This window comes from Pseudomonas sp. P110(2024), from assembly GCF_057480795.1.
In genome coordinates this window covers 54,500-79,500 of sequence record NZ_JBLIYT010000017.1, presented here as the reverse complement: position 1 = coordinate 79,500, position 25,001 = coordinate 54,500, and the positions used below count along the sequence as shown (strand labels likewise).

20 protein-coding genes are annotated in these 25,001 nt (G+C 64.9%); 7 read left to right on the top strand and 13 right to left on the bottom strand.

Annotated features, from left to right (window positions below; all coding sequences use genetic code 11):
- Positions 1–5: 5 nt before the first annotated feature.
- Positions 6–1,664, top strand: coding sequence for an N-acetylglucosamine-specific PTS transporter subunit IIBC (gene nagE, locus AC25ND_RS23635; protein ID WP_486976609.1), 1,659 nt, complete (start codon positions 6–8; stop codon positions 1,662–1,664).
- 87 nt (positions 1,665–1,751) lie between these two features.
- Here the strand turns inward: nagE and AC25ND_RS23630 are convergent, their stop codons facing one another.
- Positions 1,752–2,063, bottom strand: coding sequence for a YqfO family protein (locus tag AC25ND_RS23630; protein ID WP_050704166.1), 312 nt, complete (start codon positions 2,061–2,063; stop codon positions 1,752–1,754).
- A gap of 2 nt (positions 2,064–2,065) precedes the next feature.
- A complete protein-coding gene (purL, locus tag AC25ND_RS23625; RefSeq protein WP_096049451.1) occupies positions 2,066–5,965 on the bottom strand; it encodes a phosphoribosylformylglycinamidine synthase in 3,900 nt (1,299 codons plus the stop codon).
- 278 nt (positions 5,966–6,243) lie between these two features.
- Here purL and mltF point away from each other — a divergent pair, with 278 nt between their 5' ends.
- A complete protein-coding gene (mltF, locus tag AC25ND_RS23620) occupies positions 6,244–7,701 on the top strand; it encodes a membrane-bound lytic murein transglycosylase MltF (RefSeq protein WP_186597012.1) in 1,458 nt (485 codons plus the stop codon).
- Between the two features lie 62 nt (positions 7,702–7,763).
- Here mltF and tadA read toward each other — a convergent pair whose 3' ends face one another.
- The 6 genes from tadA to AC25ND_RS23590 all read right to left on the bottom strand — a co-directional run bounded on the left by tadA (position 7,764) and on the right by AC25ND_RS23590 (position 12,988).
- Complete coding sequence (gene tadA, locus AC25ND_RS23615) at positions 7,764–8,246, bottom strand: tRNA adenosine(34) deaminase TadA (RefSeq protein ID WP_028691629.1); 483 nt, start codon at positions 8,244–8,246, stop codon at positions 7,764–7,766.
- The gene (locus AC25ND_RS23610) at positions 8,246–9,628 is read right to left on the bottom strand and encodes a multicopper oxidase family protein (protein WP_186596981.1); all 1,383 of its coding nucleotides are present in this window, start codon (positions 9,626–9,628) and stop codon (positions 8,246–8,248) included. Before AC25ND_RS23610 ends, tadA begins: the two co-directional genes overlap by 1 nt.
- Before the next feature lie 89 nt (positions 9,629–9,717).
- Positions 9,718–11,190: a M48 family metallopeptidase gene (locus AC25ND_RS23605; RefSeq protein WP_186596983.1), complete on the bottom strand. Its 1,473-nt coding sequence runs from the start codon at positions 11,188–11,190 to the stop codon at positions 9,718–9,720.
- A 31-nt stretch (positions 11,191–11,221) separates the two neighbouring features.
- Positions 11,222–11,920: a hypothetical protein gene (locus tag AC25ND_RS23600; RefSeq protein WP_238348151.1), complete on the bottom strand. Its 699-nt coding sequence runs from the start codon at positions 11,918–11,920 to the stop codon at positions 11,222–11,224.
- Positions 11,880–12,539 carry a hypothetical protein gene (locus tag AC25ND_RS23595; RefSeq protein WP_081100399.1) on the bottom strand — a complete coding sequence of 220 codons (660 nt, stop codon included), beginning with the start codon at positions 12,537–12,539 and terminating at the stop codon, positions 11,880–11,882. Before AC25ND_RS23595 ends, AC25ND_RS23600 begins: the two co-directional genes overlap by 41 nt.
- 2 nt (positions 12,540–12,541) lie before the next feature.
- A complete protein-coding gene (locus AC25ND_RS23590; RefSeq protein WP_050704160.1) occupies positions 12,542–12,988 on the bottom strand; it encodes a hypothetical protein in 447 nt (148 codons plus the stop codon).
- A gap of 177 nt (positions 12,989–13,165) precedes the next feature.
- Between AC25ND_RS23590 and AC25ND_RS23585 the strand changes: the two genes are divergently transcribed.
- Complete coding sequence (locus AC25ND_RS23585; RefSeq protein WP_186596985.1) at positions 13,166–14,110, top strand: helix-turn-helix transcriptional regulator; 945 nt, start codon at positions 13,166–13,168, stop codon at positions 14,108–14,110.
- A 66-nt stretch (positions 14,111–14,176) separates the two neighbouring features.
- Here the strand turns inward: AC25ND_RS23585 and guaA are convergent, their stop codons facing one another.
- The 4 genes from guaA to AC25ND_RS23565 all read right to left on the bottom strand — a co-directional run bounded on the left by guaA (position 14,177) and on the right by AC25ND_RS23565 (position 18,749).
- Complete coding sequence (guaA, locus tag AC25ND_RS23580) at positions 14,177–15,754, bottom strand: glutamine-hydrolyzing GMP synthase (RefSeq protein ID WP_062360446.1); 1,578 nt, start codon at positions 15,752–15,754, stop codon at positions 14,177–14,179.
- A gap of 75 nt (positions 15,755–15,829) precedes the next feature.
- Complete coding sequence (gene guaB / locus AC25ND_RS23575; RefSeq protein WP_028691634.1) at positions 15,830–17,299, bottom strand: IMP dehydrogenase; 1,470 nt, start codon at positions 17,297–17,299, stop codon at positions 15,830–15,832.
- Positions 17,300–17,385: 86 nt separating this feature from the next.
- Entirely contained in the window at positions 17,386–17,943 is a 558-nt protein-coding gene (locus tag AC25ND_RS23570; protein ID WP_023628476.1) for a hypothetical protein, read from the bottom strand.
- 50 nt (positions 17,944–17,993) lie between these two features.
- Positions 17,994–18,749: a sulfite exporter TauE/SafE family protein gene (locus AC25ND_RS23565; RefSeq protein WP_028691635.1), complete on the bottom strand. Its 756-nt coding sequence runs from the start codon at positions 18,747–18,749 to the stop codon at positions 17,994–17,996.
- 97 nt (positions 18,750–18,846) lie between these two features.
- Between AC25ND_RS23565 and AC25ND_RS23560 the strand changes: the two genes are divergently transcribed.
- Complete coding sequence (locus AC25ND_RS23560) at positions 18,847–19,746, top strand: LysR family transcriptional regulator (protein WP_062360444.1); 900 nt, start codon at positions 18,847–18,849, stop codon at positions 19,744–19,746.
- On the opposite strand, the gene AC25ND_RS23555 is transcribed toward AC25ND_RS23560, so the two are convergent.
- Positions 19,734–20,498, bottom strand: coding sequence for an N-acetylmuramoyl-L-alanine amidase (locus AC25ND_RS23555; protein WP_062360442.1), 765 nt, complete (start codon positions 20,496–20,498; stop codon positions 19,734–19,736). The genes AC25ND_RS23560 and AC25ND_RS23555 overlap by 13 nt on opposite strands.
- Before the next feature lie 138 nt (positions 20,499–20,636).
- On the opposite strand from AC25ND_RS23555, the gene xseA reads away from it, so the two are divergent.
- The 3 genes from xseA to leuA all read left to right on the top strand — a co-directional run bounded on the left by xseA (position 20,637) and on the right by leuA (position 24,891).
- On the top strand, positions 20,637–22,016 hold the full coding sequence (gene xseA / locus AC25ND_RS23550; RefSeq protein WP_186596987.1) for an exodeoxyribonuclease VII large subunit: 1,380 nt from the start codon (positions 20,637–20,639) through the stop codon (positions 22,014–22,016).
- Positions 22,017–22,019: 3 nt separating this feature from the next.
- On the top strand, positions 22,020–22,847 hold the full coding sequence (locus AC25ND_RS23545; RefSeq protein ID WP_186596989.1) for a M23 family metallopeptidase: 828 nt from the start codon (positions 22,020–22,022) through the stop codon (positions 22,845–22,847).
- Between the two features lie 370 nt (positions 22,848–23,217).
- Complete coding sequence (leuA, locus tag AC25ND_RS23540; protein ID WP_028691640.1) at positions 23,218–24,891, top strand: 2-isopropylmalate synthase; 1,674 nt, start codon at positions 23,218–23,220, stop codon at positions 24,889–24,891.
- Positions 24,892–25,001: the final 110 nt, after the last annotated feature.

The window sequence follows — 25,001 nt, the reverse complement described above, 5'->3', positions numbered from 1 at the left end:
GCACCATGTACCAGCACTTCATCCAGGGCCTGCAGCGGCTCGGCCGCGCCTTGATGCTGCCCATCGCCATCCTGCCCATCGCCGGCCTGTTGCTGCGCCTGGGCGACACCGACCTGCTCGACATCGCCCTGGTGCATGACGCTGGGCAAGCGATCTTCGCCAACCTGGCGCTGATCTTCGCCATCGGCATCGCCGTGGGCTTCGCCCGCGACAATAACGGCACCGCGGGCCTGGCCGGCGCCATCGGCTACCTGGTGCTGGTGGCGACGCTGAAGGTGATCGATCCGAAGATCGACATGGGCATGCTCGCCGGCATCATCTGCGGCCTGCTCGGCGGCGGCCTGTACAACCGCTTCAAGGACATCCAGCTGCCGGACTACCTGGCGTTCTTCGGTGGCCGGCGCTTCGTGCCGATCGCCACCGGGGTATCGGCGGTGTTCCTCGGGCTGCTGTTCGGCCTGATCTGGCCACCGATCCAACACGGCATCAACGCGCTCGGCCAGCTGATGCTGGAGAGCGGCAGCATCGGCGCGTTCTTCTTCGGCGTGCTCAACCGGCTGCTGATCATCACCGGCCTGCACCATATCCTCAACAACCTGGTGTGGTTCGTTTTCGGCAGCTTCCAGGCGGCCAGCGGCCAAGTGATCACCGGTGATCTGGCGCGCTTCTTCGCCGGCGACCCAAACGCCGGCCAGTTCATGACCGGCATGTTCCCGGTGATGATCTTCGGCCTGCCCGCCGCCTGCCTGGCCATGTACCGCCATGCCCTGCCACAGCGGCGCAAGCTGATTGGCGGGGTGCTGCTGTCGATGGCGCTGACCTCGGCGCTGACCGGGGTGACCGAGCCGATCGAATTCGCCTTCATGTTCCTGGCGCCGCTGCTGTATCTGATCCATGCGCTGCTGACCGGGTTGTCCATGGCCATCTGCGACCTGCTGGGGATCCGCCTGGGCTTCACCTTCTCCGGCGGCGGCATCGACATGGCCCTGGGCTGGGGGCGTTCGAGCAACGGCTGGCTGGTGTTCCCGGTGGGCGTGCTCTATGGGTTGGTCTACTACTTCGTGTTCGACTACTGCATCCGCCGTTTCGACCTGAAGACCCCCGGCCGCGAGGAACAGGCGGCCAGCCAGGCCGAGGGCAGCGATGCGCCACGGGCCCGGCGCTACATCGACGCCCTCGGCGGCGCGGCCAACCTGCAGGGCGTGGATGCCTGCACCACGCGCCTGCGCCTGGTACTGGCCGACCGCAACCTGGCCCGCGACCAAGACTTGAAGGCCCTCGGCGCCCTCGCCGTGGTACGCCCCGGTACCGGTGGCAGCCTGCAGGTGGTGGTGGGGCCGATGGCCGATGCGCTGGCCGACGAGATTCGCGCGGAACTGCCCCATGCGCGGGTGGCGCCGCCGGTTGCCGAGAAGGCCGCGGTGGTCACCGAGACGGTCGTCGCGGATCAATGGCTGCAGGCCCTGGGCGGGCGAGACAATCTGCTGGAGGCCCTGTGCGTGGCCTCGAGCCGGGTGCGGGTACGGGTCAGGGATGAGGGCAAGGTAGCGCAGGAACGCTTGATCGCGCTGGGGTGCCTGGGGGTGAGTCCGCAGGCGGGAGGGGTGTGGCATCTGGTCGTGGGTAGCAAGGCGCCTGCGTTAAGCAGCGCTTTGCAGGGCTGAAAAGCATCGCGGGGCAAGCCCGCTCCCACAAGGTATCAACAGGCCTTGTGGGAGCGGGCTTGCCCCGCGATGTCGTTCGACGCCGTTCTAGAAGTCCGCCAGCGGCCAAACCTCATAAGCCGGCGTTTCATACGGGTGGCTCTGCTTGAGCGCGGCGACCACCTGGGCGATCAGCGCATCAGCCACCACCAGCTCCACCTTCCACTCCTCGACCACCTCGACCTGGCCGGTCTGCCCGAGGTACGGCTGGCTGCCGTCCAACGGGCGGAACTGGCCCTGGCCCAGGGTCTGCCAGGCGCAGTGGTCGTAGTCGCCGATGCGCCCGCCTCCAGCGGCGAACACGGCGGCCTTGACCACCTCGACATGGCTGTCGGGGACGAAGAAGGCGAGCTTGTACACCCTTAGTTCACCCACACCCGCGCATTGCGGAACATGCGCATCAGGGCCGCGTCTTCCTGCCACTCATCCGGGCGCCAGGAGTTCTGCACGGCGCGGAACATCCGCTCCGGGTGCGGCATCATGATGGTCACGCGGCCGTCGCGGCTGGTCAGGCCGGTGATGCCACGCGGCGAGCCGTTCGGGTTGGCCGGGTAGGCTTCGGTGACCTTACCGTGGTTGTCGACGTAGCGTAGGGCCACGCAACCGGACAGGTCGGCTTCCAGCAGTGCCTCTTCGCTGGCGAACTCGGCATGGCCTTCACCGTGGGCGATGGCGATCGGCATGCGCGAACCGGCCATGCCCTGCAGGAAGATCGAGTTGGACTTCTGCACCTCGACCATGGCCACGCGCGCCTCGAACTGCTCCGAGCGGTTGCGCACGAAGTGCGGCCAGTACTCGGTGCCCGGGATCAGCTCGTGCAAGTTGGACATCATCTGGCAACCGTTGCACACGCCAAGGGCGAAGCTGTCGGTACGCTCGAAGAAGGCCTGGAAGGCATCACGGGCACGGGCGTTGAACAGCGCCGACTTGGCCCAGCCCTCACCGGCACCCAGCACGTCGCCGTAGGAGAAGCCACCGCAGGCCACCAGACCTTTGAAGGCTTCGAAGTCGACACGGCCAGACAGGATGTCGCTCATGTGCACGTCGACCGCAGCGAAACCCGCGCGGTCGAAGGCGGCAGCCATCTCGACCTGGCCGTTGACGCCCTGCTCGCGCAGGATCGCCACTTGCGGGCGCACGCCCTTCTTGATGTACGGCGCGGCGATGTCTTCGTTGACGTCGTAGCCGAGCTTGACCGACAGGCCCGGGTTGTCTTCTTCCAGCAGGGCGTTGAATTCCTGGTCGGCGCAGTCGGCGTTGTCGCGCAGGCGCTGGACCTGGTAGCTGGTCTCGGCCCACTGGCGCTGCAGCAGGCGGCGCTCACCCTTGAACAGTTCTTCGCCTTCGAACTTGATCAGCACTTCACCGTTGTTGATCGGCTGGCCGATCACGGCGACGCAATCTTCGCCCAAGCCTGCAGCGCTGAACTGCGCCAGTACGTCCGGCGTGGCGTCCTGACGGACCTGGATCACTGCGCCCAGCTCTTCGTTGAAGAGGATGGCCGCGACTTTCTCGCGCTTGCTGGTCAGGTTGCCCAGTTCCAGGTCAAGGCCGCAGTGGCCGGCAAAGGCCATTTCCAGCACGGTGGTCATCAGGCCGCCGTCGGAACGGTCGTGGTAGGCCAGCAGGTGGCCGTCTTCGTTCAGGCCCTGGATCACGGCGAAGAAAGCCTTGAGGTCCTCGGCATCATCGACGTCCGGCGCCTGGGCGGCCAGCTTGCCGTGGGTCTGCGCCAGGATCGAGGCGCCCATGCGGTTCTGGCCACGGCCCAGGTCGATCAGGATCAGGTCGGTTTCGCCCTTGTCCATGCGCAGTTGCGGGGTCAGGGTCTTGCGGATATCGGTGACCGGGGCAAAGCCGGTAATGATCAGCGACATCGGCGAGGTGACGCTCTTCTGCTCGCCCGCTTCGCTCCACTGGGTCTTCATCGACATCGAGTCTTTACCGACCGGAATGGTGATACCCAGCTCCGGGCACAGCTCCATGCCGACGGCCTTGACGGTGTCGTACAGGCGGGCGTCTTCGCCCGGGTGACCGGCGGCGGACATCCAGTTGGCCGACAGTTTGATGTCGGACAGCTTCTCGATGCGCGAGGCCGCCAGGTTGGTCAGCGTTTCGCCGATCGCCATGCGCCCGGACGCCGGGGCGTCGAGCAGGGCCAGCGGCGTGCGTTCGCCCATGGCCATGGCTTCACCGGTGTAGACGTCGAAGCTGGTGGCGGTGACGGCGCAGTCGGCCACCGGCACTTGCCATGGGCCGACCATCTGGTCACGGGCCACGAGGCCGGTGATGGTACGGTCGCCGATGGTGATCAGGAAGCTCTTGCTGGCCACGGCCGGGTGACGCAGGACGCGCTCGACCGAGTCCTTGAGTTCCAGGGTGCTCGGGTCGAACTCATCGCCCAGCTCCGCTTCGCGGGTGACCGAGCGGTGCATGCGCGGCGGCTTGCCCAGCAGCACGTCCAGCGGCATGTCCACCGGGGTGTTGTCGAAGTGGCTGTCGGTGACGGTGAGGTGCTTCTCTTCGGTGGCCTCGCCGACGACCGCGAACGGGCAGCGCTCACGCTCGCAGATGGCCTGGAAGCGCTCGAAGTCCTCGGCGCTGACCGCCAGCACGTAGCGCTCCTGGGATTCGTTGGACCAGATTTCGTGCGGGGCCATGCCCGGCTCGTCGTTGGGCACGTTGCGCAGTTCGAAGCGGCCACCGCGGCCACCGTCGTTGACCAGTTCCGGGAAGGCGTTGGAGATGCCGCCGGCGCCAACGTCGTGGATGAAGGCGATCGGGTTCTTGTCGCCCAATTGCCAGCAGCGGTCGATGACTTCCTGGCAACGGCGCTCCATTTCCGGGTTCTCGCGCTGTACCGAGGCGAAATCCAGGTCGGCGGAGCTGGCGCCGGTGGCCACCGACGAAGCGGCGCCGCCGCCCAGGCCGATCAGCATGGCCGGGCCGCCGAGCACGATCAGCTTGGCGCCGACGGTGATCTCGCCTTTCTGCACGTGGTCTTCACGGATGTTGCCCATGCCGCCGGCGAGCATGATCGGCTTGTGGTAGCCACGGACTTCCTCACCGTGCGGGGTGTTGATGCCCTGCTCGAAGGTACGGAAGTAACCGGTCAGTGCCGGGCGACCGAATTCGTTGTTGAACGCGGCGCCGCCCAGCGGGCCTTCGATCATGATGTCGAGGGCATCGACGATGCGCTCAGGCTTGCCGTACGGCTTCTCCCAGGGCTGCTCGAAGCCCGGGATGCGCAGGTTGGAGACGGTGAAGCCAGTCAGGCCAGCCTTGGGCTTGGCGCCACGGCCGGTGGCGCCTTCGTCGCGGATCTCGCCGCCGGAGCCGGTGGAGGCGCCGGAGAACGGGGCGATGGCGGTCGGGTGGTTGTGCGTCTCGACTTTCATCAGGATGTGCACCGGCTCCTGTACCGCGCCGTACTGGCGGGTCTCAGGGTTCGGGAAGAAGCGGCCGGCGACGCTGCCGACGATCACCGAGGCGTTGTCCTTGTACGCAGACAGCACGCCTTCGCTGTGCATCTGGTAGGTGTTCTTGATCATGCCGAACAGGCTCTTCTCCTGCGCCTGGCCGTCGATGTCCCAGCTGGCGTTGAAGATCTTGTGGCGGCAGTGCTCGGAGTTGGCCTGGGCGAACATCATCAGTTCGATGTCGTTCGGGTTGCGCTTGAGACCCTGGAAGGCGTTGACCAGGTAGTCGATCTCGTCCTCGGCCAGGGCCAGGCCCAGGTCGATGTTGGCCTGCGCCAGGGCGGCGCGGCCACCGGCGAGGATGTCCACCGAGGTCATAGGCTTGGGCTGGGCGTGGCTGAACAGGTCGGCGGCGTCTTCCAGCTTGGCCAGCACGCGCTGGGTCATGCGGTCATGCAGCTCAGCGGCGAGGACCTGGGCGTCGGCGTCGGAAATATTACCGGCGACGTAGTAGGCGATGCCGCGCTCCAGGCGCTGGATCGACTGCAGGCCGCAGTTGTGGGCGATGTCGCTGGCCTTGGATGCCCAGGGCGAGATGGTGCCCAGGCGCGGCACGACCAGGAACAGGCGGCCAGCGGGCTCCTGCACCGGCACGCTCGGGCCGTACTTGAGCAGACGGCCCAGCACCTGCTGCTGGTCGGCGGTCAGCTCGCCGTCGACGTCGGCGAAGTGGGCGAATTCGGCATACAAACCAGTAACAGCGGGGACTTTCTGGCTCAGTTGCTCGAGTAATTTACCGTGGCGAAAGGCAGAAAGGGCAGGAGCGCCGCGCAGGATCAACATCGTCGGGACAGCCTCAGGAAGGGGTGTGCTTAGAGGCCGTGCATTCTAGCCTAATTCGCAGGCTTTCGGCACCCGCTCAACGCCAATGCTGCCGGGCGGTGGAACCGGACCCAGGGGTCAAAAAAACCAGGGCTTTTGATTGCGGTAGCGGCCGAATCGCGGGGCAAGCCCGCTCCCATGACCGGCTGCGCCCTGTCGCAGGCACAGCGACGTGCTACCAGACAAGCCACATATTGTCGAGATATGGCGCCGCCGGTCCTTTGCGTATACTGCACCCTATGTTCGCCCACACTGCTTTGCGCCAGCGATGCGCCAGATGGCTCCTCGCAACCGGACTCTTCCTGATGCTCGGTGCCTGCGTTGAAAAACCCAGCACCCTCGAACGCGTCAAGGAGGATGGCGTATTGCGCGTGATTACCCGCAACAGCCCGGCCACCTACTTCCAGGACCGCAACGGCGAAACCGGTTTCGAATACGAACTGGTCAAGCGCTTCGCCGACGACCTGGGCGTGAAGCTGGAGATCGAGACCGCCGACAACCTCGATGAGCTGTTCGACCAGCTGGGCAAGCCGTCCGGCCCGGTACTGGCCGCCGCCGGCCTGGTCAGCAGCGAGCGCCGTGCCGCCCAGGCGAAGTTCTCCCACCCCTACCTCGAGGTGACCCCACAGGTCATCTACCGCAATGGCCGCTCGCGGCCGACCAGCGCCAAGGGATTGGTGGGCAAGAAGATCATGGTGCTCAAGGGCAGCAGCCACGCCGACCAGCTCGCCGAACTGAAAAAGCAGAACCCGGGGCTGGAGTACGAGGAGTCCGACGCTGTCGAGGTGGTCGACCTGCTGCGCATGGTCGACGAGGGTCAGATCGACCTGACCCTGGTCGACTCCAACGAGCTGGCCATGAACCAGGTGTACTTCCCCAACGTGCGCGTGGCCTTCGACCTGGGCGACACCCGCGACCAGCGCTGGGCGGTAGCTGCCGGCGAAGACAACAGCCTGCTCAATGAGATCAACGAGTTTCTCGACAAGTCGCAGAAGAACGGCACCCTGCAGCGTCTGAAGGACCGTTACTACGGCCACGTCGATGTCCTCGGCTACGTCGGCGCCTACACCTTCGCCCAGCACCTGCAGCAGCGCCTGCCCAAGTACGAGAAGCACTTCAAGACCAGCTCCAAGGTCGAGCAGGTCGACTGGCGCCTGCTCGCCGCGATCGGCTACCAGGAATCGATGTGGCAGCCCGAGGTCACCTCCAAGACCGGCGTGCGCGGCCTGATGATGCTGACCCAGCGCACCGCCCAGGCCATGGGCGTGTCCAACCGCCTGGACCCCAAGCAGAGCATCCAGGGTGGCGCCAAGTACTTCATGCTGGTCAAGGACCAGCTCGACGACAGCATCAAGGAGCCAGACCGCACCTGGTTCGCCCTGGCCGCCTACAACGTCGGCAGTGGCCACCTCGAAGACGCCCGCACCCTGGCCAAGCGCGAAGGCCTGAACCCGAACAAGTGGCTGGACGTGAAAAAGATGCTGCCGCGCCTGTCGCAGAAGCAGTGGTACAGCAAGACCAAGTACGGCTACGCCCGCGGCGGCGAGCCGGTGCACTTCGTGGCCAACATCCGCCGCTACTACGACATCCTCACCTGGGTCACGCAGCCGCAGCTCGAAGGCCAGGTGGCCGAGGGCAACCTACATGTGCCTGCGGTTAACAAGGACAAGCCGGCGGAACAGTCGCCGCCGATGTGATGCCATCGCGGGGCAAGCCCGCTCCCACGATATCGGTGGGAGCGGGCTTGCCCCGCGATCGATCATTGACCTTTCGCCCGCCGCGCCTTGAAGAACTCACTCAAGATCGTTCCGCACTCCTCTGCCAGCACCCCACCCTCGAACATCACCCGATGGTTGAGAAACCCCTGGCTGAAGAACTGCCCCTGGCTCTGCACGATCCCCGCCTTGGGTTCCAGCGCCCCGTAGACCACCCGCGCCACCCGCGAATGGACGATCAACCCCGCGCACATGCTGCAAGGCTCCAGGGTCACGTACAGGGTACTGCCCGGCAGCCGGTAGTTGCTGGCCGACTTGGCCGCGGCACGGATCGCCACCATTTCGGCGTGGGCGCTGGGGTCGCTGTCGATGATCGGCCGGTTGAAACCCTGGCCGATCACCTGGCCGTGCTGCACCAGCACCGCGCCCACCGGCACCTCGCCCAAGGCCGCGCCCTCGGCGGCCAGCTCCAGGGCCAGGCGCATGAATTCCTGGTCGCGGCTGCGATCGATGATCTGCGGTCGCATCAGACCACCGCGATCGCGGCCATCAGGCCGGTTTCCATGTGGTCGATGACATGGCAATGGAACATCCAGGTGCCTGGGTTATCCGCCACCAGCGCCACCTGGGCCCGCTCGTTCTTGCCCAGCAGGTAGGTGTCGGTGAACCACGGCTCGACGATCTTGCGCCGATTGGAGGCGATCACCTTGAAACTCATGCCATGCAGGTGGATAGGGTGCTGGTACTGAGTCATGTTCTTCAGCTCGAGGATGTAGCTCTTGCCCTTCTGCAGCGTGGCGATCGGCCGGTCGGCGCAGGTCTTGTCGGTGATGTCCCAGGCCTGGCCATTGATCTGCCACAAGCTCGGCGGCTTGCCGTTCTCGGTGTTCACCGAGACCTTGCCGACCCATTCGAAATTGAAGTTGAGCTTCTCGGCGTTCTCCAGGTCCGGCTCGGCAACCGGGTTGGGCGGCAGGGCCTTGGGCCAGTCGCCGGGCGCCTCGCTGCTGGCCACCGAGCGCAGGGTGCCCAGGCGTACGAAGCCGTCTCGCAGGGAAACTTCCTCGCCCGCCTCGGGCATGCGGATGGCCAGACAGATGCGCATGCCCGGCCCAAGCCAGTACTCGTCGTCCAGCGGTCGCGGGGTCACCGGATTGCCATCGAGAGCGTAGATCATCGCCTCGCAGTTGCCCTTGAGGTTCAAGCGGTAAGTCCAGGTGTTGTCCAGGTTCAGCAGGCGTACCCGCACCACCTGCCCTGCCGGCAGTTCGGTGACCGACTCAGCCTGACCGTTGATGGTAATCAGGCGCCCGGCGGTGCCGTTGCGGGCCGCCTCGCGGGGGATGCTGAACGGCAGCCAGGCGCCCTGCTCGTCCACGTGCCAGTTCTTCAGGCTAAGGGTGCGCTCGTGCTTGAAACCGGTCGGTTCGCGCTCTTCGACAATCAGTGGGCCAACCAGCCCACGCCCCAGTTCCTCGGAGCTGCTCACATGGGGGTGATACCAGTAGCTGCCGGCATCCGGCACACGGAACTTGTAATCGAAGTATTCGCCGGGCTTGACCGGCAATTGCGATACGTACGGCACGCCGTCCATTTCCAGCGGCAGGCGGATACCGTGCCAGTGGATGGTGGTCTCGACGGGCAGATGGTTGATGAAGCGCACCCGCAACCAGGTGCCCTGGCGCACCCGCAGCTCGGTGCCCGGCGCCGACGGGCCGAAGGCCCAGGCCTCGGTCTTGAAGCCCGGCACCAGCTCGACGTCCAGGGGCGCGGCGATCAGTTCATAGTCGTGCCCGGCGTTGTCGTCTTCGACCTTGCCAAGCCAGTAACGCGCCGCGCCTCCGGCGCCCAGGCCTACCACTGCAAGGCCGGTCAGGCCCTTGAGCATTTGTCGACGGGTGAAGGACATTGGTGCGGGTACCTCGTGTTCTGCGCAATCAAGCTGCCAGCATGGCTGGCGATGAAGGGCGAATACGATACACCTGCAAATGGGAAATATTAAGTGAAGTCTCTTTGGATGCTGCCCGCAGCCTTGCTATCGCAAGTGCTGCCTGGAGCCAGACAAAGGTCATTGAACCACTGCTGGTCATCAGCGGACGGCACGCGCAAGGCGGCCTGCAGCAATTGCGGGTCGAGCAGGATGTCCAGGTTGTTCAGGCGCGTGGCGAGGTCGGGGTGCGTATCGAACGGATGGGCAGTGGCCAGCCCCAGCACTTCCTCGCCCAGATGCAACGGCGTGCCTTGCAGGTGCGCCGCCAGCGCCCGCAATAGGTTGCTGCCACCGTGTGCGACCAACAAGCCGTCGATCACCCGACCCAGGGCAATCACCCGTAACAGCGCCTGTACGAACAGCTTCGGGCCAACGACCTCGGCACCTGCCCGATCAGCCAGCAATTCCTGTGCACGCCCCCAGTGATGAACCGCAAGCTGGAAATGGTGCAAGAACTGCCCGGCCAGCCACAAGGTGGGCCGAACCACCCAGCGCGGAGCATCCTCGTCACCGACCATGGCCGAATAATGCGCGCACATCAGGCTGAAACGCGCACTGGTTTCGCTGCCCCGCTCCGTATCACGGCGCCTGAAATGGCCCAGTTCGTGACCGATGACCGAGGCCGCCTCGGCCTGGCTCAAGGCAGCCAGGCAAGGTAGAGGCAGATACAACGTGCGCCCCCTGAGGACCTGCCCCCCGGGCTGCAGCAGGATCGGAACACTGGTGACGAAAAAACCCTGGTCAAGGCCGACCACGATATGGTCCGGGACAGGCGCGTGCAGTTGTGTTGCCAAGGTCTCGATCCACTGCCACACCGCTGGCGTCGCCTGCCTGCCTAGCGGGCGGGCGAGAAAACTGGCGGTCGGAGACTGCATCAGCGGCCAGTGCCGACGCATTCGCCAGACCTGGCGAACACACACAACCAGGACTGAGGCCAGCGGCAGCACCACGACCAGCACCGTCATGCCGCCCTGCGCTGCGCGGCTTGCTCCGGAACTGGCCTCATAGAGCAGCAACAGGCACAGCGAACCGGCAAGCATGACCATGTAGAGACTCAAGCAACAGCCCAGGGCCTGCCAGTTGGCCATCATGCGTTCATACAGGTAGGCCGCAGAGCGCAGCGCCCGCCAGGCGTCCAACTTCAGCTTGAGCCAGGCCCAGAGGCCTGCCAGCAGAGTGGCCACTGCCAGCCAGCAGCTCACACTTGCCATCACCTTGCGTACGCTTACCCAGTGGCGATCCGCATCGAGCAGGTCCAGTTGGCGCTGCAGGGCCTGCCGCGGATCGACATGCCTGGCAAGCTCCTTGCGGGCTTCCCACGGCAATTGGCGTGGCAACGTCTCATCGGGGGCAGCCAGCCATTGCCGTATGGTCCGGGCCTGATCCTGCGCCGTGTCAGCCCGCCAGTACTGCACTTTACCCCAGCCAAACAGCACCAGAGGCAACAGCAGCAGGATCAGGCCCCAGCCGAAGCGCTTCATTGCCCCAGAGCGCCAATGGTCACGTTCAGGCTCATCTGGCCGCTTCACCCATCCGCGCCACACCCGGAAACAGCTGCGCCAACGTACGCCTGGCCTGGGCCGCTTGCACATAGGCATAAAGCAGATCCACCAGTTCCTGCAGGCCAAGGCGTCGCCCAGCCACGACGGGCGTGCACAGCCACAGCCTGACGCGCAAGCCGCCCGCGACGACCACCGCGTCAGGTGAGGCCAGCGCCCTGAAACAGGCCGGTGCCAGCACTGGTGCATGGCTGAACGCCGACACGGTAAAGATCAGCCAGGTAGTGAAGTAACCCTGCTCGACCTCGAAGCCGTCGAAGGAGTCCAGTGGGGTCGGCGCCTGCGCGTTGGCGAAGCACAGGGTATCTGGTGTCACGCTCAGCACCCGCTTGCCGTGCCGGCGGTATAGCACGACGGCACAGGCCAGCCCCGCCACCCCGACGCCGGCCAGGCCGAGGCCGAAACCAGACATCAGCCAGATGACACCGCTGCTGGCACCGGGACTGAACCGCACCGCCAGAGCGGTCAGCCATATGCCCAGCGCGCCGAACAACAGGCCAATCACAGCACATGCCAGCGCGTTACCGAGCGAATGCTCCAGCAGTACGAAGCTGTCGGTGGGGCCATCAGCCTGAGCCTGCAGGTACGCGAGGTGGGCTTCGCGTTCGCCGTTATCCATCGTTCTGCAACAGATCCAATTGCCGTTGCGCATGTGCCGCATCGCGGTAGGCTGCCAGCAGCGCGAGCACTTCCTCGTTCCCCAGCTTGCGTCCGTTGCTGGCCAGGCCTGCGGACATGATGCGGATCTGCGGTCGCGGTTTCTTCAACACCATGGCCTGGTTACCGAAGAACTGCAGTTTCACCACATGATGCTTTGGCAGGACGGCTTCGCTGCTCATTTCCAGCGTCTGTACCATGACCAGCCCTTCATCCTTGACCGAAACGTCCTCCACTTCCGCCAGGTCTACCGGTGCATCCAGCGTATCGACGAACAACTGCCGGCGGGTCAAGCGCATGAATACCTGGGTACCGGCATTACGGTGTTGCCAGGTCACCGCTGCTGCGATCAAGGTGATGAAGACACCTGCTGCAACCGCCCCCAAGCGTTCCGGGTTGAAGGTCACGGCCGTGATAATCAGTGCACCCAGCAACAATACTGGCCCCCAGATCCGGTAACGCCGGGAGTTGGTGAACTCGCTCTGCTCGGGCACGCGCTCGATTACCTGCTTGAGCTCAGCGATCACTCGGTCGCGCTGGGCGGCACGGCTTTGCTCGTAGTCCTGGCCCAGCGAGCCAGACAGTTCGGACAGCGGGTCGTTGAACTCGCCCATGATCATTGCGCCTCCGTGTTTTGTGCTGCCAGATAATCGGTAAGGAACGCCTGGGCATTGCCCTCACGCGACAGCCCTTCCGAATAGCCGACCTGCTGTGTCTGCGCCTCACCCGGCAGGTTCAACTCGCCGCCCCAGTTGCCCTGGATGATCAGCACCACGTACTTCTTGCCGTCCACGGTGGTGGAGTAGCGGGTGTCCTTGCTGGTCTTCTCCACCTGCATTTTCTGGATGCGCATGTTCCAGTCGTGATCGATGCCTTCGATTTGTACCAGCGCTTCGTTGGCGGCACGTTCACCGATACGCAGCGTCCACACCTTGGTCCCTTGCGCCCCCATGTAGGCAACTACCTGGTCGGCCACTTCCGGCCGTTGTTCAGCGTGAACCTGGCCCAGCCACAGGGCGAGCGCAGCCACCACCAGGGCTGTCCATTTGCGATAAGCGAGCATGTCTTTTCCATCCTGAATCGAAACAAACGCCCATTGAAATAAGCCTGGCCCGACTAGCCAACCCCGCTGACCGGCTCGCACAACAGACAGCACCCTGCGCACAACGGCTGTCGCTGAAAATGTGCGCGCGTTACCATTCGCGGCCATGCCGCCCTCAGCCAAGGATGCCTAGCGCACATGCGATCGATCAGCCCCTACCTCGACACCGACTTTTCATTCGATAGCCCCGGGTCACTCGCTGAGGCTGGTGTACTGGATGCGAGCAGCGCGCGAGTGATGGGTAGCGCGACCGGCCACTATCGGGCGCAGACGGTACACAGCGGGTTGCAATACTTCGATTGCAACCTGCAGTTTCCAGAGCCGCTGAGGATCGACAAGGTGCTACCGCAAAGCCTGTGCATCGTGCAGGTGTTCGACGGGGCGTGGCAGCACACGGTGGACGGTAGGCTCAACAGTTATGCCCCTGGCCAGTTGCACATGCTGAGCCTGGGTGAAAGCCTGGAGGCGCAGGACCAACTGCCCGCCAACAGTCATGCCCGCATGGCCGGAGTACGTATTGCCGGCGATTACCTGCAAGAACTGGCCCGGGAGGACGCGCAGCTCAAGCCCCTGTTGGCACTTGTCGCCGACGGCATGCGCTTCGACCAGCTACCGCAGTGTCCAGCGGTGAGCCGCCTGTTCCAGCAGCTGTATCTGTCGCCCTATACCGGCGGGCTCAGGCGCCTGCATTGCGAGAGCCTGAGCTTGGCCATCATGCTGGAACTGGCCAGCCACCTGATCGGGCACAGATCCGCCGAAAAGACTCAAGACCGGGGGCGCCGCGACCTGGCCATTGAAACGCGCCGCCAGCTCGATGAAAACCTGAACGCACCGCCCACTGCTGCCGCACTCGCTCGCCAGCTGGGGGTGAGCGAGACCACCTTGCGCCGCGCTTTCAGCCACGAGTACGGTCGGTCGCTCTTGCAGTATGTTCGGCAACAGAGAATGGAGCTGGCCCGCGCCCTGCTGCTGGAGCGTCGCTGGCAGGTATCGCAGGTTGCCTATCATGTCGGCTACGCCAACCCGGCCAATTTCTGCCATGCCTACAAGGCGTATTTTGGGCATTCTCCCGGGGCTGAGTAGGGTTCAGCCCCCCCAAAAAAAACGGGCCTGCAATGCAGGCCCGTTTCACTCAACCGCGAGTCGGGATCATTCCCACTCAATGGTCGCCGGCGGCTTGCTCGACACGTCATAGGTGACGCGGGAGATGCCGTCGATTTCATTGATGATACGACCGCTGACGGTTTCCAGCAGCTCGTACGGCAGGTGCGCCCAGCGCGCGGTCATGAAGTCCACGGTCTCGACGGCACGCAGGGCCACGACCCAGGCGTAGCGACGGCCGTCGCCGACGACGCCGACCGACTTGACCGGCTGGAACACCACGAACGCCTGGCTGGTCTTGTGGTACCAGTCGGCCTTGCGCAGTTCTTCGATGAAGATATGGTCGGCGCGACGCAGGATGTCGGCGTACTCCTTCTTCACTTCACCCAGGATGCGCACGCCCAGGCCCGGGCCCGGGAACGGGTGGCGGTAGACCATGTCGTACGGCAGGCCCAGCTCCAGGCCGATCTTGCGTACTTCGTCCTTGAACAGCTCGCGCAGCGGCTCGACCAGCTTGAGGTTCATTTCCTCCGGCAGGCCACCGACGTTGTGGTGCGACTTGATCACATGGGCCTTGCCGCTCTTGGCGCCGGCCGACTCGATCACGTCGGGGTAGATGGTGCCTTGGGCGAGGAACTGGATGTTCTCCAGCTTGCTGGCCTCGGCATCGAACACGTCGATGAAGGTGCGACCAATGATCTTGCGCTTCTTCTCAGGGTCGGCTTCGCCGGCCAGGTTGTCGAGGAACTGCTTCTCGGCATCGGCGCGGATGACCTTGACGCCCATGTTCTCCTTGAACATGGCCATCACCTGGTCGCCTTCGTGCAGGCGCAGCAGGCCGTTGTCGACGAATACGCAGGTCAGCTGGTCGCCGATGGCGCGGTGCAGCAGCGCGGCAACCACGGAGGAGTCGACGCCGCCGGACAGGCCCAGCAGGACGTTGGCCGAACCGACCTGTGCACGCACCTGGGCAATGGCGTCCTCGACGATGTTCGAGGCGGTCCACAGGGCTTCGCAGCCGCAGATGTCTTGGACGAAGCGCGACAGGATGCGACCGCCTTGCTTGGTGTGGGTCACTTCCGGGTGGAATTGCACGCCGTAGTAGCCCAGGGCATCGTCGTACATGCCGGCGATCGGGCAGCTCGGGGTGCTGGCCAGCACATGGAAGTTGCCCGGCATCTGGGTGACCTTGTCGCCGTGGCTCATCCACACGTCCAGGCCCAGCACGCCATCGTCATCGACATGGTCTTCGATGCCGTCGAGCAGGCGGCTCTTGCCGACCACGTCGACGCGGGCATAGCCGAACTCGCGCAGGTCGGAACCTTCGACCTTGCCGCCCATCTGCTCGGCCATGGTCTGCATGCCGTAGCAGATGCCCAGCACCGGGACCTTCAGGTCGAACACCGCTTGCGGGGCGCGTGGGCTGTTGGCTTCGTGGACCGACTCAGGGCCACCGGCCAGGATGATGCCGCGCGGGTTGAATTCGCGGATCGCTTCATCGTCCATGTCGAACGGGTGCAGCTCGCAGTACACGCCGATCTCGCGCACGCGGCGGGCGATCAGTTGGGTGTACTGGGAACCGAAATCGAGGATCAGGATGCGGTGAGCGTGAATGTCGAGGGCCATGACTCAATCTCGTCAGTGGAAATCGGAAACGACACGGGGCTGTCATGACAGCCCCGCTTGCTATTGCTTGAAGCCTCAGCCTACGCGGTAGTTAGGGGCTTCTTTGGTGATCTGCACGTCATGCACGTGGGACTCGGCCATGCCGGCACCGGTGATGCGCACGAACTCCGGCTTGGTACGCATCTCTTCGATGGTCGCGCTGCCGGTGTAGCCCATGGACGAACGCAGGCCGCCCATCAGCTGGTGGATGATCGCAGCCAGGGCGCCCTTGTACGGCACGCGGCCTTCGATGCCTTCCGGTACCAGCTTCTCGGCACCGGCCGAGGAATCCTGGAAGTAACGGTCGGAGGAGCCTTGCGCCTGTGCCATGGCACCCAGCGAGCCCATGCCGCGGTAGGCCTTGTAGGAACGGCCCTGGAACAGTTCGACTTCACCCGGGGCTTCTTCGGTACCGGCGAACATCGAGCCCATCATCACGCACGAGGCGCCGGCAACAATGGCCTTGGACAGGTCACCCGAGAAGCGGATGCCGCCGTCGGCGATCAGCGGCACGCCCGTGCCTTCCAGTGCGGCGGCGACGTTGGCGATGGCGCTGATCTGCGGCACGCCGACACCGGCGACGATACGGGTGGTGCAGATCGAGCCCGGGCCGATACCGACCTTGACCGCGTCGGCGCCAGCTTCAGCCAGGGCCTTGGCGGCAGCGCCGGTGGCGATGTTGCCGCCGATCACCTGCACTTGCGGGTAGTTCTCCTTGACCCAGCGAACGCGGTCAATCACGCCCTTGGAGTGACCGTGGGCGGTGTCCACCACCACCACGTCAACGCCGGCGGCCACCAGGGCGGCTACGCGCTCACCGGTGTCCTTGCCGGTGCCGACCGCGGCGCCGACGCGCAGACGACCCTGGTCGTCCTTGCTGGCCAGCGGGTAGGCCTTGGCCTTCTCGATGTCCTTGACGGTCATCATGCCCTTGAGGTTGAACTTGTCGTCGACGATCAGGACTTTTTCCAGGCGGTGCTTGTGCAGCAGCTCGCGGACTTCGTTCTTGTCGGCGCCTTCGCGGACGGTGACCAGACGCTCTTTGGGGGTCATCACGTCGCGGACCTTGGCGTCCAGGCGGGTTTCGAAACGCACGTCACGGGAGGTGACGATGCCGACCAGATCGCCGTTCGCCAGCACCGGAACACCGGAGATGTTGTTCAGGCGGGTCAGGTCGAACAGGTCGCGCACGGTGGCGTCGGCGTCGATGGTGATCGGGTCCTTGACCACGCCAGCCTCGAACTTCTTGACCTTGCGTACTTCGCCGGCCTGCTGCTCGATGGTCATGTTCTTGTGGATGATGCCGATGCCGCCTTCCTGGGCCATGGCGATGGCCAGGCGCGCTTCGGTCACGGTGTCCATGGCGGCGGAGACCAGGGGAATGTTCAGCTCGATGCCACGAGTCAAACGGGTCTTGAGACTGACTTCATTGGGCAGTACCTCGGAGTAGCCAGGTACAAGGAGGATATCGTCGAAAGTCAGGGCTTCTTGGCTGATACGCAGCATCGCGGGGGCTCCCGGGAGGGAAAAATGGAAGCGCGCCATTATACCCATCCATGGCGCGCCGCTCAATGCAAAATAAGGGCCTTCGGTCAGCCTTGCGGCAGTTTTACCTGCACCACCGCCACCGGCTGGTCCAGCCAGTCGGCGAAGCTGTCGAGGAAGGCCTGGGTGAACCCGGCCTCGCCCCAGTTATTGAAGATGAACCCCAGGTTGGAAAAGGCACACGGCTGCAGGTAAAGGAAGCCATTGATGTCGTCCTCGAAGCCGCACAGCGGGCAGGTGAAGTTGTCACTCACCCCCGGCATCCACTCCTCCAGGCTCTCGAACAGCGGCTCGCCCACCTCGCGCCGGCATTCCGGGCAGCCGGCCTCCTCGAGAAAACCGTCGGTGGGGGTGTAGATGCAGCGCTTGAGCATCACCTCCAGGCCATTGACCTGCTCACCGAACGGCAGTTTCTCGGGGTGCAGGGCCACCTTGCGCGCCCCTTCGGCCAGGGCATGACCCATGCGATTGCCGGTGCGGCCACAGGTGCTCAACTGCTCCTCGACGATTTTTTCGCGCACCAGCCAGCGCAGGATCGCGCGGGCCCGGGCTTCGTGGACCGGCACGGTGGACAGCTTGGGGACGATGATGCTCTGGGTGTTCATGCTTGAGGCGGGCCTGGGAACTGCGGTAAGGACGCAATTCTACCGCCTGCTCAGGCGCTCAGGTAGCGACCGATCAACGCCAGGCCGCTGGCCAGCACCAGCCAGGTGACCAGCCGCACGAAGGCCTCGCGGGACAGCCTCAGCGTCAACCGTCGGCCCAGCCAGGTACCGATGAACATCACCGGCAGCAGGCAGGCGGCCAGCAGCAACAGGCTGGCGTCGGCATACACCCCGGCGATCAGGAACAGCGACAGGCGCACCACCGTGCTGCAACTGATCAGCGCGACCTGGGTCGCCCGCACCTGCTCCTTGGCCTCCAGCCGCGCACTGAGGTAGATCGCGTACAGAAAACCACCACTGCCGAACAGGGCGCCGAACAACCCGCCTACCGTCCCCATGGGCACCGCCCAGGCGCCCGACAGATTCGCCGGCCGTACCTTCACCGCCAGGCCATAGACCGCATAGGCGGTGACGAACAGCCCCATCAGCAACAGCAGCACATCGGACTTCAGGCGCAGCAGGAACACCACGCCCAGCGTGCAGCCCACGGCCATGAACGGCAGCAGCCTGAGCAGTTCGCCGCGCACCACGTCGCGCCGCGACGGTAGCAGGTTGCCGAAGGCGGCGACGAAGTCCAGCAGCACCAGCAACGGAACGATCCGCGACAATGGCATGAAATGGATCAGCACGGGGCCAGCGACCAGCGCGGTGCCGAAACCGGCGATGCCGAAGACGATATAAGCCACCCCCACACCTAGCAGGATGGGTAGCCAGTCGAGCATGGAAAACGACAGTTGAGCGAGCATCGCAGCAATTCCTCGGGAGACCCCAGAAGGTTAGCCAGCGACAAGCCATGCCGACTAATATGCCTTTACGCCAAGAGATATCTGAAAAAGGCATGACATGACTTCGATCCGCCAACTGCGCTACTTCGTCGAAATCGCCGAGGCCGGCAGCTTCAGTGCCGCCGCCGAGCGGCTGTACATCGCCCAGTCGGCTCTCAGCCGACAGATCAAGGAACTGGAGCTGCACCTGGGGTCCGCGTTGTTCGAACGCACCGCGCGCCAGCCACGGCTGACCGCCGCAGGATTGGCTTTCCTCGACCGCGCCCGACATCTGCTGGCCGACCTGGACAAAGCCGAACGTCTGGCCCGCGAGGTGGGCCAGGGCCTGCGTGGCAGTCTGCGGCTGAACCACTCCAGTACCGTGCCGTTGACTGGTCAACTGCTGCAGCGCCTCGGCACCTACCTCGCGGACAACCCCGGCGTCTCCTTGGAGATCGCCCAGCAATCGTCGGAGGCGCAACTGGAGGACATCGCCGAAGGCCGCCTGGAAATCGGTCTGCTGCGCCTGCCGGTGCTGCGCCAGCACGAGGGCGTGGAGCTGCATGCGCTATTCGACGAGCCCCTGCTGCTGGCGGTGGCGGCGAGCCATCCACTGGCCACGGCTGGCAGTGTCCGACTGGGGCAACTGCGCGAGGAACGCTTCATTTCCATACCCCATCGTCAGCGCGGCGGCTTGAGCTACCTGTCGGCGTCGTTGTGCATGAACGAGGGATTCTTTCCCCAGGCGGCGCAGGTGGTGTCGCGCAAGACCACGCAACTGCAGCTGATCCAGGCCGGGTTCGGGGTGGCGTTGCTGCCCCTGAGCATGCGCGAGATCGCCCCGCCCTCGGTCACCTTCGTGCCGCTGGCCGAGGCCTGCCAGAGCACCGTGGCCCTGGCCTGCCGACGCGACGCGGGAACGCTGTCGAGAAAGCTACTGGACAGCCTGCGCTTGCCACAGGGCGATCAGGGCATGTAGCGCTCCACCAGCGCAAAGACGATCGCCGCGGTTTCGGCATCCAGCACACCGTCAAAGTTGCCAGGCCGGAAATGCAGCTGGAACGCCCTGAGTACTGCACGCACCTGGGCCGGATCGGGGCTGGTCGGGAAGCTATAGCCGTAGGTACGCAGCTTGGCGAGGACGACCTTGACCTGCGGCAGGCAGCCCGCGAAGCGCTGCTGGTAGTACGCCTTGCGCGCCTCGTCATACCAGGCACCGATACCGGCCTGGTGCAGCGCCTGCCAGGGAAAAGCGGCACCCGGGTCACTCTTGCGGCCAATGGCGATGTCGCTGTGGCCGACCACCTGGGTCGGCGTGATGTCCGGATAGCGCTGCAGGATCGCCTGGCCCAGCTGGATCAAGGCCTCCACCTGTTGGGGGTGATAGGGCGGGAACACGAACTGGCCGTTGCTCACCGACGCCTGGCTGACGATCTCGATGCCGATCGACGTATCGTTCAGGTTGCTGCGTCCGGCCCAGCCGCTGACACCCGCGTGCCAGGCGCGCTCGTTCTCGTCGACGAGGTTGAAGGTGCGCATCGCGTCGAAACCTGCACTGGTGAAGCTCGGATCGGATGGGTCGGGCACCAGGTAATGGGCGCTGACCTGGGTACCGTTGACCAGCGCATTGATCGAGCCGTTGAAATTGACGGCTGTGTAATGCAGCACCAGGAATCGCACCCGTCGGTTGAACGCCTTGGACCGGTAGGTGTGAGCGTCTATGGGATACATGGCGAATCTCCTCATGGAATCAGGCGCCCAGCGTGCATCGCCGGATATCGGGGCCGGCAGCCGGAAATGCTCCCAAGGTGGGGCGTGCCAGCAGCCGGCACAGTGCATCCGCGCGACGGCTCCTTTATGATGCCCGGCATGATCAGAGACCCTTTCGAACGACTCGGCCTGGACCGCGAGGTCCTCACCGTCAGCCAGCTCAACGGCCGTGCCCGCGTGCTGCTCGAGGACGTGTTCCGCAGTGTCTGGGTGGAAGGCGAGATTTCCAACCTCGCCCGCCCGGCCTCCGGCCACATGTACTTCACCCTCAAGGACAGCGGCGCGCAGATCCGCTGCGCGCTGTTCCGGCAGAACGCCGCTCGCGTGCGCCAGGCCCTGCGCGATGGCCTGGCGGTCAAGGTGCGCGGCAAGGTTTCGCTGTTCGAGGGCCGCGGCGACTACCAGCTGATCCTCGACACCGTCGAACCGGCCGGTGACGGCGCCCTGCGCCTGGCCTTCGAGGCGCTGAAGGAAAAGCTCGGCGCCGAGGGGCTGTTCAGCACCGAACGCAAGCAGCCGCTGCCGGCCCATCCGCGGCGCATCGGCATCGTCACCTCGCCCACCGGCGCGGTGATCCGCGACATCATCAGCGTGTTCCGCCGCCGTGCGCCGCAGGTCGAGCTCAACCTGATCCCTACCGCCGTGCAAGGCCGCGAGGCCATCGCGCAGATCGTCCGCGCCCTGCAGATGGCCGACCGGCAGGGCTTCGACGCGCTGATCCTGGCCCGTGGCGGCGGCTCGCTGGAAGACCTCTGGTGCTTCAACGAAGAGGCCGTGGCCCGTGCCGTGGCCGCCTGCGTGACGCCGATCGTCAGCGCCGTGGGCCATGAGACCGACGTGTCGATCAGCGACTTCGTCGCCGACGTGCGCGCCCCCACGCCATCAGCCGCCGCCGAGCTGCTCGCCCCCGACAGCAGCGGCCTGCAGCAGCGCCTGGACAGCCTGCAGCGACGCCTGTTGCTGCGCATGCAGAGCCGTCTGGCCCATGACCGCCTGCGCGTCGAGGGCCTGACCCGACGCCTGCGCCACCCGGGCGAGCGCCTGCGCCAGCAGGCCCAACGCCTGGACGACCTGGACATGCGCCTGCGCCGCGCCTTCGCGCTGAACCTGCGCCAACGCCACGAACGTCTCGGCCGCCTCGACATGCGCCTGGCCGCGCAACACCCGGGACGCAACCTGAAACTGCTCAAGCAGCGCCTGGACAGCCTGGCCGAGCGCCTGCCACGGGCCATGCGCGAGGTGATCAAGGACCGCCGCCAGCGCTTCCAGGCGCAGTTGCAGACGCTGCAGGTGGTCAGCCCATTGGCCACCCTCGCCCGCGGCTACAGCATCCTTCTCGACGAGCGCGGCCAGGCCATCCGCAACGCCGCGCAGACCCACAACGGCCAGCGCCTGACTGCCCGCCTCAACGAAGGCGAGCTCAAGGTGCGGGTCGAGGACAACCACCAGACTCCGGTCACCCTCTCGCTACTGGACTGACACATGCCCCGCCTGTTCGCGCCCCTGCTCGCCCTTGCCCTGCTGCTGCCGCTCACCGCGGCCCAGGCCAGCTACATCACCCGCACCCTCGACAAGCCGGTGCCCGGCGGCGTGGCCGTGGTCAACCTGGGGCCGGCCACCAGCGCGCCCAGCGCCCGCTTCGACGGCAAGCCGGTGCTGGTGGTGAAGGAGCAGGACAACTGGCTGGCCATCGTCGGCATCCCGCTCACCCAGAAACCCGGTAGCGCCGTGCTCACCCAGGGGGGGCGCGACATCCGCTTCAGCGTGGGCAGCAAGAAATACCCCGAACAGCACATCACCCTGAAGAACAAGCGCCAAGTCAACCCCGAGCCCGAGGACCTCAAGCGCATCGACCGCGAACTGGCCGAACAGGTCAAGGCCTACCGCAGCTTCAGCCCGGCCCTGCCGAGCAACCTGATTCTCGACAAGCCGGTCGACGGCCCGCTGTCGAGCAAGTTCGGCGTGCGCCGCTTCTTCAACGGCGAGGAGCGCAACCCTCATGCGGGCCTTGACTTCGCCGTACCGGCCGGCACGCCGATCAAGACCCCGGCCAATGGCAAGGTGATCCTGGTGGGCGACTACTTCTTCAATGGCCGCACGGTGTTCGTCGACCATGGCCAGGGCTTCATCAGCATGTTCTGCCATATGTCGAAGATCGACGTGAAGCCAGGGCAGGTGCTACGCCGTGGCGAGGTGGTGGGCCGCGTGGGTTCGACTGGCCGGGCCACCGGGCCGCACATGCACTGGAACGTCAGCCTCAACGATGCGCGGGTCGATCCTGCGATTTTCATCGGCGCGTTCCAGCCCTGAAAGCGCAATCGCGGGGCCAGCCCGCTCCCACGCAGCCGACGGTGGCATCGTGGGATCGGGCAGGCCCCGCGATTTGCGCAACAAAAAAACATCACGCAATAAAATATCAACAAGACCAATTAAGCGGCCATAAAAACTCCTAAGGTTCGTTTTTTTAAGCATTCCTCTCAATTTTTCCGCAATGCTTGCCATCCCCCAACCCACTGGTTAGGGTTGAGCCTATGAACATCTTCAGCACCCTGCTCCGACAACACCGCAGCCTCTGCCTGGTCAGCGCCCGACTACCAGGGTGAATCGCGTCGCCTCGCCTTTTTCTCTCGTTTTCGTTTGGCAGGCCCGATCACGGCCGCACATAAAAAGGATTGCTTCCATGACCATGCTCAAAGACCCTTCGAAGAAATACCGCGCGTTCCCGACCATCGACCTGCCCGACCGTACCTGGCCGTCGAAGACCATCACCCAGGCACCGATCTGGTGCAGTTCCGACCTGCGTGATGGCAACCAGTCGCTGATCGAGCCGATGGACTCGGAGAAGAAGCTGCGGTTCTGGAAGACCCTGGTGCAGGTGGGCGTGAAGGAAATCGAAGCCTCGTTCCCGTCGGCCTCGCAGACCGACTTCGACTTCGTGCGCACTCTGATCGAAGACGGCCACATCCCGGACGACACCACCATCCAGGTGCTGACCCAGGCCCGTGAAGACCTGATCGCCCGTACCTTCGAATCCCTGCGCGGGGCCAAGAAGGCCATCGTCCACCTGTACAATGCCACCTGCCCATCGTTCCGCCGCATCGTCTTCAACCAGGACAAGCAGGGCGTGAAGGACATCGCGGTCAACGCCGCCAAGCTGTTCGTCAAGTACGCCGCCCAGCAGCCGAACACCCAGTGGACCTTCCAGTACTCGCCTGAAACCTTCAGCGCCACCGAACTGGAGTTCGCCAAGGAAGTGTGCGACGCGGTGATCGAAGTGTGGAACCCGACTCCTGAGCACAAGATCATCCTCAACCTGCCGGCCACCGTCGAAGTCGCCACGCCGAACGTCTACGCCGACCAGATCGAATGGTTCTGCCGCAACATCAACCGTCGCGACAGCGTGATCATCAGCCTGCACACCCACAACGACCGTGGCACCGGCATCGCCGCCACCGAGCTGGGCCTGATGGCCGGCGCCGACCGTGCCGAAGGCTGCCTGTTCGGCAACGGTGAGCGCACCGGCAACGTCGACCTGGTCACCCTCGCCCTGAACCTCTACACCCAGGGCATCGACCCGCAGCTGGACTTCTCCGACATCGACGGCGTGCGCAAGGTCGTCGAGGAGTGCAACCAGCTGCCGGTGCACCCGCGTCACCCGTACGTCGGCGACCTGGTCCACACCGCCTTCTCCGGCTCGCACCAGGACGCCATCCGCAAGGGCTTCGCCAAGCAGCAGGACGGCGAACTGTGGGAGGTGCCGTACCTGCCGATCGACCCGGCCGACATCGGCCGCAGCTACGAGGCGGTGATTCGCGTCAACAGCCAGTCGGGCAAGGGTGGCATCACCTACCTGCTCGAGCAGGAGTACGGCATCAGCCTGCCGCGCCGCATGCAGATCGAGTTCAGCCAGGTGGTACAGGGCGAGACCGACCGTCTCGGCCTGGAAATGACCGCCGAGCAGATCTACAAGCTGCTGCAGAAGGAGTACCTCCAGGCCAACGCACCGTATGCGCTGGTCAGCCACCGCCTGCAGGAAGAGAACGGCAGCAGCCACGTGCAGGTGGAAGTCTCCGGTGAAGGCGAGACCACCCTGCACTGGCACGGCAAGGGCAACGGCGCCTTGGAAGCGCTGGTCGCCGGCCTGCCGGTCAACGTGGAGATCATGGACTACAACGAGCACGCCATCGGTGCCGGCACCAACGCCAAGGCGGCGGCGTACATCGAACTGCGCGTGGCCGGTGGGCGGCCGGTGCATGGCGTGGGCATCGACGAGAACATCACCACCGCCAGCTTCAAGGCGCTGTTCAGCGCGCTGAACCGGTCGCTGAGCCAGCAGCAGGCCAAAGCGGCGTAAACCATCGCCGATGAACGAAGCCCGCATCCTCGATGCGGGCTTTTTTATTGCCTATACAGGCCCTATCGCGGGGCAAGCCCGCTCCCACGTGCCTTTCATCGCATGCGTGG